Here is a 16,168-nt window from a genome sequence, read left to right on the forward strand (position 1 = left end):
GTCCACGGGCCACGAATTCTGTTAGGTGACCGAACACTAGAATTGCCAATAAGCAAAAGCAATAAAGGCTTTTTTTTACCAATTCTAATCAAGACCGATGAACAAGTAAGCGCCATGCTTAGTCATCATTGTAAAGTGTTGGTCTATAGGCTGGATATGAGCACTTATGACTACAGCCCTTCAAACAAAGAGTTGTCAGACTTCATAAAGCGATACAGGCAGCGATTACAAAGAAGCCTAGGGCTAAAGCGCGTGGCATATTTGTGGTGCAGAGAGCAGAACAAAAGTGACAAACAGCATTACCACCTAGCCTTTATTGTTGATGCAAATAAGCATCAACGCCCTAGCCTACTAATAGAAATAGCAAAGATATACTGGAACGATATGGATATAGGAACCATTCACACACCAAAAAACTGTTACAGAGTGCTTAAGCGTAATGACAGCAAAACATACCAACTAGTTTTTGAACGGCTGTGCTACCTTGCGAAAGTATTTAGCAAAGGAAAAAAGAGCCCAACCACTAACGACTATGAAGGTAGTAGGATAAAACCGAAAGATTTAAGCTTATCAGCATAACCCATGGATGGGAGTTAAGGACTAACTAACTCACTACTAACAACAATTTGAAACAATGCCACACTCAAAGGCATACTCTATGCGAAAGAGCCTCCTCATTATGCCCTATAGCAGCCTCAAAGAATTGGAAACGCGATGGCTGGCAAGATGCGTTTGATCAGATGACTGGTATATTGAATCAATGGGCAAGAGAATCACTGGAGACAATTATTATTCATAAAAAACCAGCATTTAGCTGGCCTAATAGGTGAACAATATCCTTAACTCACTGCTCTGTTATTGATAGTACCTCGATTTGGTAATTTTTCTTGTAAGCCTCTTCATCCGAATCATTTCTATCATGTGATGGTATTAGGACGTTATCAGGAATATGCTTCTTTCTTATAGAAACAAGGGTATAGGTTGTGTCAGGCTTTCTTGATAACTCTATTATCATAGAAAGCTTTTCATCTTTGTATTTATAATCAATTAACCAATTTTTCTTTCCCATAGAATGCTCCATCTTGAAGAGTGCGCACTTTCCGTGCGCAGTACGCGGGTGCGCACTGCGTATTTTATTAGGGTTGACTAGCTCATGTATAGGTTAGAGCTTTAGTGATAGTATTTTTCCTAGCAAATCTTTTTCTATGTCTGAAGCGACTTCGTACATCTTAAGAATATTACTATGGTAATAATTATCGAGTTTTACATATTCTTCATATGTAATAGGCCTAGATAGATCAAAAAGTTCATGCAAAATATATTTAACGCTATCCTTATAAGCGAGCAGTGTATTATCAGAATTTATAGAAATTGAGTTGAGGCCACCTGCTTTTATGTAGATCTCACCTATAACTCCCATCACTTTTTCTGCTAGCGAATTTATTTCCACCTGATCTTGTTTTGACATTTCCATTAAAATAAGCTCATTATTTTTAGTATGTTTATTTCGCATTTTTTCGGAGATAACACTACCTTCTTCCTTCAATATAGTTGAGGCTTTCATTGCCGATTCTTTAAAACTACATACTATATCTGCCTTTATATTTAATTTTTTTTCTGTTGTTATTTGCTTCATCCATTCGTCTGCTTTAAACCAACCAAAGGCTAACAACCCAACAGTACCAAGCCCTGAAAGCAGTGAGCCAACTATGCCCCAAAAGCTCATAGCGTCTTCGTAGCTTAATGCGAGAGTAATTGTCGCCCCAAGCGCGCCCCCTGTTATTAGAGTCAACCCTTCTTTAAGAATGAAATCTAATGTGTAAGATAGAACTGATTTTCGAGGTGAAGGCTTCTTATCCATTTGGATTTTTTTCCATATAAATTATTCATTTAAGTTAAATTAATGAATGTTAATGTTTATTTTACTCAGTATCATTTAGACTCTAATAAATTAATAGCGTGAAATAAAAAACGTATCCTCATAAGCTATTTTCGTCTGATTCATTGATTTTTTGGTATAACGAATAGCGCATTTTTTAGGGCATTCCGGCATCTTTTTGACGTCATGGAACCATTTCGAATTACACTTTGAACACTCGAAAACAACACAGCTATGGTTATTTTCTTTTGCTTTTTCCGTGGCACGTTTTTTTTCAGCAGGATGATAAATCCATTCTCTTTTCCCATCCAAAAGTAGGAAGTCTTTCACAGAGTCTTGAAAGCTTTTAGTACCCCTTTTAAATTGAAAGGAGTCAAAAGAGTTTACATCGATCTTGAGCACTCCGATTCTTTCAAGGTTTTTATATTCTATCTCTGGTAAAGGTCGATCTGCATAGGCTAGCCAAATTAAAATTGAGGCATTACCAAGCTCAATCCTCAGATCAAAGAGTGCCCCGAATTTTGTATATGAAGATTCTGCTTTCTTTATAGTTATAGAGTTTTTTATAGATACACTGTCAGTAAAAATTTCAGAGTTACATAATTTACAGCTAACACGAATATTCAATTCTGGATTACTTAGGCTTTCTCCTGAAAGTTGAGGAGCTAGAGCTCTCGCCATTAGTGCGATAGCCAGTGGTCCATTAAAAGGGCAATCTTGAATAGTTTTTTTAGATGCTTTGGGGTGTCTGCTATCGTGAGCGAAATGTATTCTAGTCTCGGTATCTTGTGGATGTCTGGAGAGTAATGGCGTTTTACAGCCTGGACAGTATGCATCACACGCTCGCCCTCGATCAGCTTCATGTGGCTCAATAACCTCATTGGTTGTATTTGATAGTCCAAAAGGAATAAGCAAATCCATTTAGAACCCCCCTGATACAAGGTTACCTTACTTGAGCTATGGGCGTGCCTCAGCGAATTGGTAGCACGACGAATGGCAAGGTATTTTTGGCCAAATTATAATAGGTAAATGAGTGGAAAAAACCAAACACAATAAGAGTAAATGTATTTTTTAACACTTATTTACTCTCTCGCCTTAGCCACTAAATTGTCGTTACACTGGCCATGTTTTTAATAGGAATTCTATTTCTTATTTTCGCTTCCACCGGGGTATATAAATCAATTTCAGTTGATGGCGTTTCAATCGAAACGATCAATGTGTAACGAGCACGCTTGTTATATCTCTCTAATTTTTTACGTGTACGCCACCAACCTATTCCGGGATATACGGCTAATAGCCCACGCTCAGCTAAATCAGCCGCAGTGCCTTCCCAGATATCTTTATGAATGGAACCTTTATTGCGAAAATCACCTAGTAGCCAATTAGAGTCTGAGGGCGGCTTAGTTGAACCTTCATCTTCGTCTCTAGCATCACGACTTAGCCTTTTTAAGAATTGAAGTTTTGATTCAGTAGGGCGTTTCACATCAAAACGTAACTGATGACTAGGGTAACGATATTTACTTGAACTATCACGACTAGATGGATTAGGCTCAATAAAATATGACAAAGTGATTGTCATTTTCACTGGAATATCGCCTAAGTCTAAAAGTTCATTTTTTGGCCAGGGTATATCATGAATGTGCATATCTTTAGTTGAAGTATCTTTACCTTTGAGTTTTTCAAATGGTTGTAGTTCATCTTCAACAATCATTACAAGCGAGTTATTAGCACTCCATAATGCTTTACTAATATTCGGAACACCATAGCCAACACATCTCACTAAATGCTGCGCTCTTTGGCGCTTAGTTCTATTAGCATAAGAAAATTGATTAACCATTGCATCAGACCAATCAGCGGAATGGACAATTAAGCCTCTAACCGTTTCTGGCCAATATTCTGGATATAATGCACTTATGTCTGCTGCAAATTTAGCTGCCAATGCTGTTGCAGCACTGGTTGCATTAAACGTTGAGAATAGGCGTAAATTAAATTCATAATGAGTGCTTAAAAGTTGTAAGCTAGACATTGAAGTCGCGGAGTAGTCATCTACTCCCATGTTCCCACCCTCAAAAACAACCTCAGGCTTGATTGGCATGGAGTTGATCCAAGTTACAGAGGTTGTACTATATGGACTTAATCCCCCGTTAGGGGCAAGTGGCAAAAAATTTTCTCCGCCATCATCTGTTATTTGTACTTTATTGGTACATGCACCTACTGTTATAACATTCCAAGACTGCCCTGGGTCATGAATATCTTGCAATTCATTATAATAGGGATACTGTTTTAATAGAGTTAAATCTAAATCTGTATTACCAGCAGACACTACAAATAATCTTGGGTATAAATTATCACCGCTATAATCAACTGCCAAGGCATCTAATTCCGAAGACCATGCAGATGGCTTACCTCTATCCTTTGAGTCTTTAGCAGATAAAGCAAGCGTATAAATTCGCTTTCTGTCAAAATTTTCTATCTCTGATAACGAAATACCAGATGCAGTCACCTGCCCTAAGTGTTTATCTCTGTTATCCCCTGAATGACGTAGAAGCTTAATAGATTCTAATTTATGATTGATAGTTAAGTGACTAGACGAATCAAGAGCAGCAGTTAAGTCCCCCCATATAGCAAGGCCAGCCATTGAAGTCCCCCCATATAGCAAGGCCAGCCATTGAAGTCCCATGGCCATCAGAGTCAGCCTTATCCCAATTGGGGTCAACGACAAATGCATCATTAGAATTAAAAACAGCAGACAAGAGAGGGTGTCCAAAATTTATACCAGTATCTAAAATAGATACATAAGGAGTATTCTCATTATCGGTATTGTATTCAACTCTTGAAATCAACTCCTCAGACCATTGACGCTGCTCTGGAATACCCTGAGAATCAAAAAACTCTGCTGTTGTTTTAGATTTTCGTATTTCAGAAATTTTGCTTAATAGTGCAGCAGAACTTGCTAGCTGGCTTAATGACGCTTTAACAAGCAGTATAGACCTTTCAGGAAACTCGAGGGTACTGTCCGATACTCTAACTTCATGAATTCCACAAAGCTTTTTGAAATCAGTGATTACAGCAATTCGGTCATCACTAACAGGAAGCCAGATCTCAAACCAATCGACCTCTTCATTTGAAATAGGAAACAGATCTTGGCTATCCGTCCATAAGTTTTCTATTACTGTAGTTCGAATTGATGAAATCGCATTTAGAAGAATTGAATTTTTAGGACCTGACTTATTATCTTTATCACTATTTAAGTATTCAGCTACTTTCTTCTCTAAAGTACCGAACTTACCAATAGGAACCAACACGTTTGCTACGAACGAATTATCTCTTTGTACTACGCTCATTAACTCTATGCCACTTCGAACATCAGCCAATTTTTCAAACGCAATTTCTATACCTGGGAAGCTTTCAAATGAAAGTTGTACTCCCATATGGCTCTCTAGTTCAATACTATCAACTTCTTCAGTAATAGCTTTTTCAGCCATTTTTGCTAATGTTAGTTGCGATGAGAGGTTAGCGCCATGAGAAGATCTATCTCTTTTTGGTATAGTAGAATTTATTACAACTTTTCTTGGGTAGGTATATTTCTGTGTTTCCCCATTTCTCCCAACAAATAAGTGTTTTTTCCCTTCCATTGCTCATTTCCATTTATTAAAAAATTAAAATAGATCCTTTCTCATGCTTTTCCTATCTAAGGTTGCATGCTTAACTGAAGTTAATGTAACTCTCTCCGTTCCGTGAATTAACATATCTTTTATTGCTTCATCTGCAGCTCTAGAAATTTCTGCACTACTCAACTCTTTCGCTATTTCAGGTAGTTTTTTCCACGGAAAACTCTTAGCGACATACGGGATAAGTCTATTTTTAAATAACGTTATGATTTCGTCATCTTCTGGTAACTCATATCTAATAACGTCATCAAAACGTCTAAACAAAGCATTATCTAATATCTCAATATGGTTGGTAGCACATACTATTAAGCTATTCGAATCATCTTGTTCAATCATTTGAAGAAAGCTATTTAGTATTCTTCGCGCTTCGCCTACATCATTCTGAGAATCTCGCTGTGAGCCCAATGTATCAAACTCATCGAAAAAATATACGCCCCGAATATCGCTAATAGCATCGAAAACTTGCCTAAGTTTAGAAGAAGACTCTCCCATGAACTTAGTAATTAACGCATCTAGCTTTACTTGAAATAGAGGATAATCTAACTCCCCTGCTAATATAGAAGCTGTAAATGTTTTTCCTGTTCCAGGAGGACCGACTAATAGAACTTTTCGACGAGGAGATAATCCATGACTTTTCAGTTTTGTCATGAATTTTTGCTCTCTAATTAATCGCCTAAGTCGAATTTTTAGATCATCTTTAGCTATTAAGTCAGCAAGTTTATTTTTAGGTTGAGAGGCAAAAAGAAGCCCGCTTGAATCCTGAGCTCCCTTTGCAATTGAAATCGGCGTAAGTTTGTTTATAGAAGTGTTTTTTTTAGCAATCGTAACAATATCTCTTAATTCCTGAGCTAGTTTTCCATGACCACTTCGAGCCTCATGTGCAGCGACTTGCAAAGCTATAGACATAAAACGGTCGTCATCCTTCTCTAGATGAGACTGTAACAATGCTTTTAATTGCTCTGAACTGGCCATAAATTAACTTCTATTTATCAAAAAAATCAACTCTTAAGGCCATATTTTGACACACTACCTTGTAAACATCTAATGATTATTAGATGCCGCCGATCTATTATTGTTGCCTCATTTTTCCCATACTGAAGACTTTTTTAACTTAGCTAAGAGGGCTTTATGTTTCTAATAACTTACAAACAGCATTATTAGCAAACTAAACCCAAACTCATCGGACTAATTTGAACAAACAGCATTTTTGGGGGTATAGATGGGGGTTCTTTTCGTTTTAGATATTGATTTTACCTTTAAAATCAATATCTAAAAAATTAATTTAAAGTCTGGTGGGGACACCATTTTAGATATTCCAAAAAAAAGAGCCTTTCGACTCTTCTCTAAAATCATCTTACCGTCAATAGTCTATTCAACTTCAATAACTTCAAAACTATGAACGATTTTCACACCACCTCTCTCCAACATTAGAGAGGCAGAGCAGTACTCTTCTGCAGATAACTTCACCGCACGAGCAACAACACTTTCTTTAAGGTTACGACCTGTAACGACAAAATGAACTCGAATCTCTGTAAATACCGCAGGAACAGCGTCCGCTCGATCTGCATCAATTTGAGCCACACAAGACACAACATCTTGACGGGATTTTTTTAAAATACCGACTACATCATAAGAGGTACAGCCACCCAACCCAGCAAGTAAAAGCTCCATCGGTCTTGGCCCAGCCACCTGATTACCGTCAATCTCTACCTTAAAACCAGAACCTGTTTCTGCAGTAAAATGCACATCTTCTTGCCAACTAACATTCGTCTTCATCTTTCTACCTTACCTAATTCCGCTATAATCAAAACTATGACTAGGACTGAAACAGTTCAGCCAATTTTTCACCTGGGTCATCAGCAACCATAAACGATTCCCCAACTAAAAACGCATGAATACCTTTTTGTCGCATTAACGCCACATCACTACGAGTATGAATCCCGCTCTCTGTCACAATCAATCGATCGGAAGGCACACTTCCCATTAATTCAAACGTATGATCTAAACTAAGTTCAAAGGTATGAAGATCTCGATTATTAATTCCAAGCAATTCTGTTTCAGTATATTCCAAAGCTAAATCCAACTCTGGACGATTATGCACTTCTACTAAAACATCCATACCCAAATCACGAGCCATTTTATCTAGCTCACGTAATTTATCGCCACTTAAACATGCGGCAATAAGTAAGATACAATCTGCACCAATCGCTCTAGATTCTAGTACCTGATACTCATCAACAATGAAATCCTTACGAATCACAGGTAATTTACAGGCTGAACGCGCTTCAACTAAATAATCTTCATGCCCTTTGAAGAAATCACTGTCCGTTAGAACAGATAAACAAGCGGCCCCAGAGCGCTCATAGGAACGAGCGATATCGGCTGGAACAAATGGATCCCTTAATACACCTTTGCTTGGAGAAGCTTGCTTAATCTCAGCAATAACACCAGATTTACCGATAGCTATTTGATGCCTTAGTGCATGAGCAAAACCACGAGGCTCGTTATGAACATTCGCAACAGATGCAGCGACCTCTAAGTTTCCATAAGGTGTATGAGATTTACGCTCAGTAATCTCTTCGTATTTTCGAGCTACAATTTTCTTTAAAATTGTCGGTGTTTCTATTTGCATTAGGCTACCGCTCCTATAATTACAGTGAGTCAGGACTCATAAAACAACGTGTAAAACTAGCCAATTCAGACATCTTAACTTTGGCTGTACCACCACCAATCACGTCTTCCGCAATATTCACCCCTTCCGCTAAACTATCTGCAATACCTGACACGTAAATGGCGGCACCAGCATTTAAAGCTACTATGTCTCTAGCGGGGTTGACCTTCCCTTTGCCATCCAACGCCATTTTCACTAAAGCAAGACTTTCAGTTGCATCGACAGCTTGAATCGTATCAATAGATTGCAATGGAATCCCAAAATCCTCAGGAGAAATTTTATATTCTAGGATCTCTCCATTTTTTAACTCAGCAACATACGTAGGTGCTGCAATACTAATTTCATCCAAACCGTCTTCAGAGTGAACCACCATCACGTGCTCACTTCCAAGCGCCTTTAAAACCTCAGCAATAGGACGAACCCATTTTCGATGAAAAACGCCCATCACTTGGCATTTTGCATTGGCCGGATTCGTTAACGGCCCAAGCAGATTAAAAATAGTACGTGTGCCCATTTCTTTTCGAGGGCCTACCGCGTACTTCATGGCGGAATGGTGATTCGGCGCAAACATAAAACCTAAACCAATTTCTTCAACACAACGGCAAACCTGCGCTGCATCCAGACCAAGATAAATCCCAGCTTGTTCTAGCACATCGGCACTGCCCGATTTCGAAGACACAGAACGCCCACCATGCTTAGCTACCTTGCCACCAGCAGAAGCAACGACAAAAGCCGATGCAGTAGACACATTAAATAAGTTACCACCATCTCCGCCAGTACCACAGGTATCAACCACATGCTCAAGATCCAAATGAACCTTACTGGATAATTCGCGCATAACCTGAGCCGCTGCCGTAATTTCTTCGACCGTTTCACCTTTCATTCTTAGGCCAATTAAAAAACCGCCTATCTGTGCTGGCGTAGCTTTTCCCGTCATGATGCCATTCATCACTATTCGCATCTCATCAGCGCTCAAATCTTGGCACTCAACAACAGCAGCAATCGCCTTCTGAATATTCACCAGCCTCTCCTATCGTGTAAAAACTATCTTGTTAAGAAATTGGCCAATAAAGCATGGCCCGACTCAGTCAGAATCGACTCAGGATGAAATTGCACTCCTTCAACGGCAAGCGTTTTATGTCGAATTCCCATAATTTCCTCTCTATCACCTGCTATGTTTTGACTCCAAGCAGTTACCTCTAGACAATCGGGCAGCGTGTCAACAGAAACAACCAAAGAATGATAACGCGTCGCTGTCTGTGGGTTTGGCAAACCAGAAAACACAGAGGTGTTTTGATGATAGATTAACGAGGTTTTACCATGCATAACATTTTTAGCACGAATTACCTCACCACCAAATACCTGACCAATACTTTGATGACCTAAGCAAATACCCAATATTGGAATTTTCCCAGCAAACGCCGCAATGACAGCCAATGAAACACCCGCTTCATTGGGCGTGCATGGCCCTGGTGAAATTACCAAATGCGAAGGCGCAAGCCGCTCAATTTCTTCAACACTAATTTCATCGTTACGATAAACCTGCACATCCGCACCCAACTCACGAAAATACTGCACAAGGTTGTAAGTAAAAGAATCATAGTTATCAATCATCAATAACATAAAGAAGGGACACGCCTATAAAACAATGTTGATATACCTGCGCCACAATCCAAAGAAGCAGACACAAAAAAAACAGAATGCATTTTCAAAGAATATAAAAACATGCATCTTTAACGTGCGCTAAATTCTACACTGTCATGAACACTCTGTCTCGCCAGACCTCACACTCCTTAGATAGAAGAAACCAAAAACAAGGTACACAACATACTCGATTCTTTTATCCGCTGGTGCAGTAATTTGCCATTCTTATTTCAGCGTTTTGGAAGGTTTTCAATAATATTGAGCAAAAACAAAGCCTTGTTTGATATACAAGTGGTTATACCGCACACTAGAAACCATGTTATCTTTACTGCCATCATTTAGTGTTTTAAGGATGCCCTGTGCATAGCCAAGTCGCCGCCCTCATCGAAACCCTCATTCATGACGAGCACTCACCCGAGTCCGTTAACAAGGCCATTTCTGAGTTAACACCAGATGATGTGGCGCTAGCCCTTGAATCCATACCGCTCGTCCAACGACGACAAGCGTGGGCCAATATCAAGCAAGCGAATCGCCTTGATATCTTGGTTGAAATGCGCGGAGAATCTCGCCAGTTATTATTAAAAGAGCTAGACGACTCAGAAATAGAAACGCTGTTCACTGATGTCGACGCTGAAGACCTACTCGAGATAACCGATTCCTTACCAGACCGCTTGGTCGACATTGCTCTAAAGCAGATGGACAATAAGCAACGTGAGTATTACCAACAAGGTATTGTTTACGATGATGATGTTGTCGGTCGTTGGATTGATCACGAGCTGTTAATCGCCTCTCAATCCATTCGCACCTCAGAAGCACTAAGATTGCTTAAAAAGAACACTCCAGATTACACAGACATGGTGTATTTAGTAAACAGAACAGGCCGCTGGGTTGGCTGTGTAAAGTTCGATAAGCTATTCAAAGCACAAGGCCATGAACCTATTTCAAGCCTAATAGATGAAGATTGCACCTTTATCCGCGCTGACACAGAACTAACGAAAGCCGCAGAGCTATTAGAACGATCTTCTCTATCAGCACTTCCTATAGTTGATGAAAATCAAATTTTATTAGGGCGTTTTCACGCAGGGCTCGCCATGGAAACATGGCGTTTAGAGCATGAAGCTCAGCAGATGTCGACTGCAGGTCTAAACGAAGAATCAGACTTATTTGCCCCAGTAAAACGCAGCGCAGCAACGCGTGGCATTTGGCTTGGCATAAATTTATTGACGGCATTTTTAGCATCCGCTTTTATCGGGCTATTTGAAGCCACCCTTCAGCAAGTCGTTGCACTCGCCGTATTAATGCCTGTTGTTGCTTCCATGGGTGGCATTGCGGGTAGTCAGACCCTAACCTTGATTGTGCGGGGTTTAGCGCTTGGGCAAATAACCCGCAGCAACTTAAAGTCTTTATTATCTAAAGAACTAAAAGTCGGTGGATTAAACGGCATTTTGTGGGCGATTGTCATTGGCGTTGTGACTTTATGGTGGTTCGAAAGCCCAATGCTTGGCATGGTCATCGGCCTAGCCATTATCGTTAATATCATCATGGCTGCCCTATCAGGAGTTCTAATACCAGTCTTACTGGATAAATTACGCATAGACCCGGCGTTATCTGGGTCGGTCATTTTAACCACAGTGACAGATATTGCAGGTTTTGTTGCCTTCTTGGGCTTGGGCACCTTATTACTTATATAGTCGAATGTAACTTTCGAACCACTCACAAACAAGACAAAGGTATAGAGAAATCATAATGAACTGGGAAACAATGCAAGTATATTTAGGTCTGGGTGATACTAATATGCACTGGATCGTTCGAGTCTTTTTAGTGGTACTGATCACTCTCACCATCAACTTTATTGCAACTCGCATTTTAATGCGCATAGACAGACAACTAGAAAAAACCAAAACACCTTGGGATAACGTTTTAATTCACGCTGCGCAAAAACCAATTGGTGTATTCATATGGTTAGCAGGGTTAAGCGTCGCGGCAGAGATATCTGGCAAAGAGTTAGATCCTAACTTCATATCTTTTATTAAGGCGACCCGCGAAGTCGGTATTATTGCCCTGCTAACCTGGTTTGTTTTACGCTGCATCTCCGAAAGTGAAAAAACGCTAACGACTTCAAATAAAATTTCAACCACCGTAGATTACACAACAGCCAGCGCAATCAGCAAGCTGTTACGAGCAACCGTCATTATTACCGCCGTATTAGTAGCATTACAGACTCTAGGCTATAGCGTTTCTGGGGTATTAGCATTTGGCGGTGTAGGTGGCATTGCCGTAGGCTTTGCCGCCAAAGATTTACTGGCTAATTTCTTTGGCGGATTAATGGTTTACTTAGATCGCCCTTTTGCTATTGGTGACTGGGTCCGTTCACCTGACAAAAATATTGAAGGAACCGTAGAGCACATAGGCTGGCGTCAAACCCGTATTCGCACCTTTGATAAACGCCCTTTATATGTGCCTAATTCAACTTTTTCATTAATTTCAGTCGAAAACCCATCTCGCATGTCCCATCGCCGCATTAACGAGACCATCGGCGTCCGCTATTGCGACTTTAGCCTTCTCTCAACTGTCCTATCTGAGATAAAAGAGATGATTGCCAACCATGAAGACCTAGACACCAACGAAATATATATGGTGAATTTTAACCAATTCGGCCCATCGTCTCTAGACTTCTTCATTTACGCTTATACAAAAACCGTAGATTGGCGAACTTTTCATGACGTTAAACAAGATGTACTTTTCAAAGCCATGCAGATTATTGAATCACATGACGCTGAAGTTGCCTTCCCGACCCATACGGTTCATATGGCGAATGATAGTCGAATGACACTGTTGTCAGAGCAAGCAAAACCATCTGAACAGAATTCAGCAAAGCAGTCACAGAAAGAACAAGAACCAACACAACAGCCTGCGAACGATCAGGACTCAAAATAATCCATTAAAATATACACTTAAGCACAAAAAAAGGGGGCAAACCAAAAGCAGTTTGACCCCTTTATTTTTCTCAGAAAAGATTGAATCAGACCAACAACTCGGCTAAATCATCAATGATCGCATCAGCGCCTAATCCAGTAAGATCAACACCTTGATGATAACCATAGGTCACCAAGGCGCACTTAAAGCCAGCATTGTTTGCAGCGTTATAATCTGTAATGGAATCCCCGATCATTAGGCAGTTTTCAGGCAACGCCTCAATAGACTCACTGCAATGCAGTAAAGGCATAGCGGATGGTTTTTTCTCTTCTAAGGTGTCACCACCCAACAACCAACCAAACTGCTCTGTCAATTCAAAATGATCCAACATTGGCTTCACAAACACGCTAGGCTTGTTAGTGACCAAAGCAACAGGAACACCGTTATGTTTAAAAGCTTTTAGCAAGGCTTTCACATTGGGGTAAAGCGTCGTGCCGTCGGTCAAATGCGCATGATAGTGTGTCAGAAAAATCCGATACGCCTCTTCATGTCGAGCCGAATCGATCTCAGCCCACTCAAGCGCTTGCATAATCAACTTAGCTGAACCAAAGCCAACCCAGCCACGGACAAGCTCTTCACCTGCAGGCGCCGCACCAAGCTCAACCAAAAAGGCATCCACAGCACGCGCGATATCAGGCACGCTGTCTACTAAGGTACCATCAAGGTCCAAGCAAACAAGTGCTGGCCAACCATCAAACCACTTAGAGAAATAGCTAGGTGTTTTCATTAACGTGTACTCGCCAATTCTTTGCGCATTGTATCGATGACTGATTTATAGTCATCTTTGCCAAAAATAGCTGAGCCTGCCACAAACGTGTCTGCACCCGCGCGCGCGATCTCAGCGATGTTCTTTTCACTGACACCACCATCCACTTCAAGACGAATGTCGTAACCGCTGGCATCAATCAGAGCACGAGCTTCGCGCAATTTATCTAAGGTACCAGGAATAAAAGATTGACCGCCAAAGCCTGGGTTAACCGACATTAGCAAAACCATATCAACCTTATCCATCACATACTTTAAATGCTCAAGAGGCGTGGCGGGGTTAAATACCAAACCCGCCTTACACCCACCGTCCCGAATCATTTGCAAAGAGCGATCAATGTGCTCGCTGGCTTCTGGGTGAAAGGTAATAAAAGACGCCCCAGCCTCGATAAAGTCGCCAATCATACGATCTACTGGCTTCACCATCAGATGTACATCAATATCAGCAGTAACACCATGCTTGCGTAACGCTTTACAGACCATAGGGCCAATCGTTAAATTAGGAACATAGTGATTGTCCATCACATCAAAGTGGATGATGTCGGCTCCAGCCTCCAAGACATTATCGACCTCTTCGCCTAATCGAGCAAAATCGGCAGAAAGGATAGAAGGGGCAATGATAAAATCATTCATATCTGACTCCAGCAGTGACACAATAAAGGTCTCATAATGAAAATTTAGACCGTATTTTAACAAGGCCTTTAAAAGAAGTATTGAAAACAATGAATAAATTTACTGCTTTACGTCACGCTATCATTGCACTTCTTTCCTTGAGCACAACGTCAAGTCTTTTGGCTGAAGAATCTCAAGCAACGCCTAACGCCCCATCAACCCAACAACAAAACACACCAACACAAAACAACAAAGACTATATTATCCCTAAGCCTCAAGCTTCTCGGATTGATGCGCTAAAAACCTCGTTAACAATAAGGCGACTCGACCACCAAATACAAACCTTAGAAGCGGATGGAGCGCCTTTCCTTGCTCTTTATAGACAATCTCTCACCAGTTCAACTCAAGGCTGTGTGATCATGCTGCATTCAGACAATGAACACCCTGATTGGCCTGATGCCATCGCACCATTACGCAACGCGATGCCCGAATACAGCTGGTGCACCCTATCTATTGAAGTTCCCGACATAATCAAACGTGCAGAACCTGTAAAAATGGCAACGCCACCAGCAGACAATACACAACCGCCAACAGCTGAACTGCCTAACCAAACAATGGTTTTTGCTCGCATTCAAGCCGCTATTAATAACGCTCAAACGCAAGACGTCGATCAATTCGTTTTTCTAGGTTATGGCACAGGAGCCAGTTACGCTCTCAGTTTTTTAGTAGCGAATCCAAATGCAGGCGACGCATTAGCACTTATTGACATAGAAGCACCAAAAAACCTATCCGACTATGAGGTCGCACAAAAAATTCGCCAAGTCTCACTGCCCATACTCGATTATTATGTAAACAAAACAGGCAACGATCAGTTTGCGTTATGGCGCAAACAAGCCGCCAATCAAAGAACAGATAGAAACGGCGAATTCATCCAGATAGACGCCCTACCAGATAGGGTCAATGGAAAAAACAGCAAACAATTGTTAGTCCAGCGAGTTCGTGGCTTTTTAAAACAGAACACCGCCCAAATAAACCAACGAAAGTCACTACCGGGCGCAAAAAAAGGGCTTTTCTATGAAAGCCCCATTAACAATTAACAATTTAAAAACACGTTTACTTGCGCGCGTTCTTGACCATTTCATAAGCGGACTGAATTTCTTGAGTTCGTTCTTTTGCTAACTCAATCATTTCGTCTGGCAAACCTTTTGAGCTTAACTTGTCAGGGTGATTTTTACTCATGAGACGTCGATAAGCTTTTTTGATATCGGCATCGCTCATCTCTGGCGTCACACCCAAAGCTTCATAGGCTGCCTTCAACAGATCTTTTGACCCCATATTGGACGAGGAGTCATTAGAAGAGGACTGATAACCTTGTCTAAAGTGCGCCTGCTGCTTAACCTGAATGTGTAGCGCCTCAAACTCAGCCACAGACACACCAAGATACGCACAAACTTGTGACACAAATGATTTTTCTTCAACACTAAAATGCCCGTCTGCATAAGCAGATACCAGCAATACCTCTAATAAAGTACGAGTTAAATCACCAGGACCGACAACTTGCTTAAAGTTACTTAAAACAGATGCAAGGTCAAAATTGTCTGATTTACCTTCATTAAATAACTGCTTAGCTTGCTCTTGAGCGGCAGGCGATAATCGTAAACGTTGCATGACAGATTGCGCTAATTGGATCTCAGCTTCGGAAACTTGACCATCTGACTTAGCTAATCGTCCCATCAACAAAAATAATGTACGAAAAAATGTTTCTTGCTGAAGACGCATATCAGCACGACCACGAATACTGCCGAAAGCACCGCCAGTTTGTGCTCTATCAACGACACCACCGACAATAAAGCCAAGCAGACCGCCTAAAAAACCCGCTAAAATATAACCCAAAATTGCGCAAACAATTTTCCACATAAAGATATTTCTCCAGAATCGGTAGCCCCTATG

The 16,168-nt window shown here is 40.7% G+C and carries 17 protein-coding genes; 4 read left to right on the top strand and 13 right to left on the bottom strand.

What is annotated here, in order from left to right; all coding sequences use genetic code 11:
• The first annotated feature begins 114 nt into the window (after positions 1 to 114).
• Positions 115 to 579 (top strand): YagK/YfjJ domain-containing protein, encoded by a 465-nt coding sequence (locus KDW99_RS20515; RefSeq protein ID WP_370646830.1) that lies wholly within the window; start codon positions 115 to 117, stop codon positions 577 to 579.
• Positions 580 to 844: 265 nt separating this feature from the next.
• On the opposite strand, the gene KDW99_RS16315 is transcribed toward KDW99_RS20515, so the two are convergent.
• The 10 genes from KDW99_RS16315 to KDW99_RS16360 all read right to left on the bottom strand — a co-directional run bounded on the left by KDW99_RS16315 (position 845) and on the right by KDW99_RS16360 (position 9,844).
• On the bottom strand, positions 845 to 1,069 hold the full coding sequence (locus KDW99_RS16315; RefSeq protein WP_255826171.1) for a hypothetical protein: 225 nt from the start codon (positions 1,067 to 1,069) through the stop codon (positions 845 to 847).
• 93 nt (positions 1,070 to 1,162) lie between these two features.
• Positions 1,163 to 1,861, bottom strand: a complete 699-nt coding sequence (locus KDW99_RS16320) for a hypothetical protein (protein WP_255826173.1) — start codon at positions 1,859 to 1,861, stop codon at positions 1,163 to 1,165.
• Positions 1,862 to 1,951: 90 nt separating this feature from the next.
• Positions 1,952 to 2,800, bottom strand: coding sequence for a hypothetical protein (locus KDW99_RS16325; protein WP_255826175.1), 849 nt, complete (start codon positions 2,798 to 2,800; stop codon positions 1,952 to 1,954).
• Between the two features lie 181 nt (positions 2,801 to 2,981).
• Positions 2,982 to 4,517 (bottom strand): S8 family peptidase, encoded by a 1,536-nt coding sequence (locus KDW99_RS16330; RefSeq protein ID WP_255826177.1) that lies wholly within the window; start codon positions 4,515 to 4,517, stop codon positions 2,982 to 2,984.
• Positions 4,474 to 5,514, bottom strand: coding sequence for a S8 family serine peptidase (locus tag KDW99_RS16335; protein ID WP_255826180.1), 1,041 nt, complete (start codon positions 5,512 to 5,514; stop codon positions 4,474 to 4,476). The genes KDW99_RS16330 and KDW99_RS16335 overlap by 44 nt, the downstream gene beginning before the upstream one ends.
• Positions 5,515 to 5,538: 24 nt before the next feature.
• A complete protein-coding gene (locus tag KDW99_RS16340) occupies positions 5,539 to 6,522 on the bottom strand; it encodes an AAA family ATPase (RefSeq protein WP_255826182.1) in 984 nt (327 codons plus the stop codon).
• A gap of 396 nt (positions 6,523 to 6,918) precedes the next feature.
• Complete coding sequence (locus tag KDW99_RS16345; RefSeq protein ID WP_255826183.1) at positions 6,919 to 7,326, bottom strand: OsmC family protein; 408 nt, start codon at positions 7,324 to 7,326, stop codon at positions 6,919 to 6,921.
• A gap of 40 nt (positions 7,327 to 7,366) precedes the next feature.
• Positions 7,367 to 8,182 (bottom strand): indole-3-glycerol phosphate synthase TrpC, encoded by an 816-nt coding sequence (trpC, locus tag KDW99_RS16350; protein ID WP_255826185.1) that lies wholly within the window; start codon positions 8,180 to 8,182, stop codon positions 7,367 to 7,369.
• A gap of 19 nt (positions 8,183 to 8,201) precedes the next feature.
• Positions 8,202 to 9,242 carry an anthranilate phosphoribosyltransferase gene (trpD, locus tag KDW99_RS16355; protein ID WP_255826187.1) on the bottom strand — a complete coding sequence of 347 codons (1,041 nt, stop codon included), beginning with the start codon at positions 9,240 to 9,242 and terminating at the stop codon, positions 8,202 to 8,204.
• A gap of 23 nt (positions 9,243 to 9,265) precedes the next feature.
• A complete protein-coding gene (locus tag KDW99_RS16360) occupies positions 9,266 to 9,844 on the bottom strand; it encodes an anthranilate synthase component II (protein ID WP_255826189.1) in 579 nt (192 codons plus the stop codon).
• Positions 9,845 to 10,224: 380 nt separating this feature from the next.
• Here KDW99_RS16360 and KDW99_RS16365 point away from each other — a divergent pair, with 380 nt between their 5' ends.
• Together KDW99_RS16365 and KDW99_RS16370 are read left to right on the top strand one after the other, a co-directional pair.
• Positions 10,225 to 11,556, top strand: coding sequence for a magnesium transporter (locus KDW99_RS16365; RefSeq protein ID WP_255826190.1), 1,332 nt, complete (start codon positions 10,225 to 10,227; stop codon positions 11,554 to 11,556).
• 55 nt (positions 11,557 to 11,611) lie between these two features.
• Positions 11,612 to 12,802, top strand: a complete 1,191-nt coding sequence (locus KDW99_RS16370) for a mechanosensitive ion channel family protein (protein ID WP_255826192.1) — start codon at positions 11,612 to 11,614, stop codon at positions 12,800 to 12,802.
• A gap of 85 nt (positions 12,803 to 12,887) precedes the next feature.
• Here KDW99_RS16370 and KDW99_RS16375 read toward each other — a convergent pair whose 3' ends face one another.
• Both KDW99_RS16375 and rpe read right to left on the bottom strand, forming a co-directional pair.
• A complete protein-coding gene (locus KDW99_RS16375; RefSeq protein ID WP_255826194.1) occupies positions 12,888 to 13,568 on the bottom strand; it encodes a phosphoglycolate phosphatase in 681 nt (226 codons plus the stop codon).
• On the bottom strand, positions 13,568 to 14,239 hold the full coding sequence (gene rpe, locus KDW99_RS16380; RefSeq protein ID WP_255826195.1) for a ribulose-phosphate 3-epimerase: 672 nt from the start codon (positions 14,237 to 14,239) through the stop codon (positions 13,568 to 13,570). The genes KDW99_RS16375 and rpe overlap by 1 nt, the downstream gene beginning before the upstream one ends.
• Before the next feature lie 89 nt (positions 14,240 to 14,328).
• Here rpe and KDW99_RS16385 point away from each other — a divergent pair, with 89 nt between their 5' ends.
• The gene (locus KDW99_RS16385; protein ID WP_255826197.1) at positions 14,329 to 15,315 is read left to right on the top strand and encodes a DUF3530 family protein; all 987 of its coding nucleotides are present in this window, start codon (positions 14,329 to 14,331) and stop codon (positions 15,313 to 15,315) included.
• A 16-nt stretch (positions 15,316 to 15,331) separates the two neighbouring features.
• On the opposite strand, the gene djlA is transcribed toward KDW99_RS16385, so the two are convergent.
• Complete coding sequence (gene djlA, locus KDW99_RS16390; protein WP_255826199.1) at positions 15,332 to 16,135, bottom strand: co-chaperone DjlA; 804 nt, start codon at positions 16,133 to 16,135, stop codon at positions 15,332 to 15,334.
• Between the last annotated feature and the right edge of the window lie 33 nt (positions 16,136 to 16,168).

The organism is Marinomonas rhizomae, from assembly GCF_024397855.1.
GTDB classification, from domain to species: Bacteria; Pseudomonadota; Gammaproteobacteria; order Pseudomonadales; family Marinomonadaceae; genus Marinomonas; species Marinomonas rhizomae_A.

What these genes read in the sequence shown, in the direction of transcription:
- KDW99_RS20515 (WP_370646830.1), top strand. Translation starts at nt 115, where the DNA reads ATGCTTAGTCATCATTGTAAAGTGTTGGTCTATAGGCTGGATATGAGC.
- KDW99_RS16345 (WP_255826183.1), bottom strand. Translation starts at nt 7,326, where the DNA reads ATGAAGACGAATGTTAGTTGGCAAGAAGATGTGCATTTTACTGCAGAA.
- KDW99_RS16335 (WP_255826180.1), bottom strand. Translation starts at nt 5,514, where the DNA reads ATGGAAGGGAAAAAACACTTATTTGTTGGGAGAAATGGGGAAACACAG.
- KDW99_RS16325 (WP_255826175.1), bottom strand. Translation starts at nt 2,800, where the DNA reads ATGGATTTGCTTATTCCTTTTGGACTATCAAATACAACCAATGAGGTT.
- djlA (WP_255826199.1), bottom strand. Translation starts at nt 16,135, where the DNA reads ATGTGGAAAATTGTTTGCGCAATTTTGGGTTATATTTTAGCGGGTTTT.
- KDW99_RS16360 (WP_255826189.1), bottom strand. Translation starts at nt 9,844, where the DNA reads ATGTTATTGATGATTGATAACTATGATTCTTTTACTTACAACCTTGTG.
- KDW99_RS16375 (WP_255826194.1), bottom strand. Translation starts at nt 13,568, where the DNA reads ATGAAAACACCTAGCTATTTCTCTAAGTGGTTTGATGGTTGGCCAGCA.
- KDW99_RS16370 (WP_255826192.1), top strand. Translation starts at nt 11,612, where the DNA reads ATGAACTGGGAAACAATGCAAGTATATTTAGGTCTGGGTGATACTAAT.
- KDW99_RS16315 (WP_255826171.1), bottom strand. Translation starts at nt 1,069, where the DNA reads ATGGGAAAGAAAAATTGGTTAATTGATTATAAATACAAAGATGAAAAG.
- rpe (WP_255826195.1), bottom strand. Translation starts at nt 14,239, where the DNA reads ATGAATGATTTTATCATTGCCCCTTCTATCCTTTCTGCCGATTTTGCT.
- KDW99_RS16385 (WP_255826197.1), top strand. Translation starts at nt 14,329, where the DNA reads ATGAATAAATTTACTGCTTTACGTCACGCTATCATTGCACTTCTTTCC.
- KDW99_RS16330 (WP_255826177.1), bottom strand. Translation starts at nt 4,517, where the DNA reads ATGGCTGGCCTTGCTATATGGGGGGACTTAACTGCTGCTCTTGATTCG.
- KDW99_RS16340 (WP_255826182.1), bottom strand. Translation starts at nt 6,522, where the DNA reads ATGGCCAGTTCAGAGCAATTAAAAGCATTGTTACAGTCTCATCTAGAG.
- trpC (WP_255826185.1), bottom strand. Translation starts at nt 8,182, where the DNA reads ATGCAAATAGAAACACCGACAATTTTAAAGAAAATTGTAGCTCGAAAA.
- KDW99_RS16320 (WP_255826173.1), bottom strand. Translation starts at nt 1,861, where the DNA reads ATGGATAAGAAGCCTTCACCTCGAAAATCAGTTCTATCTTACACATTA.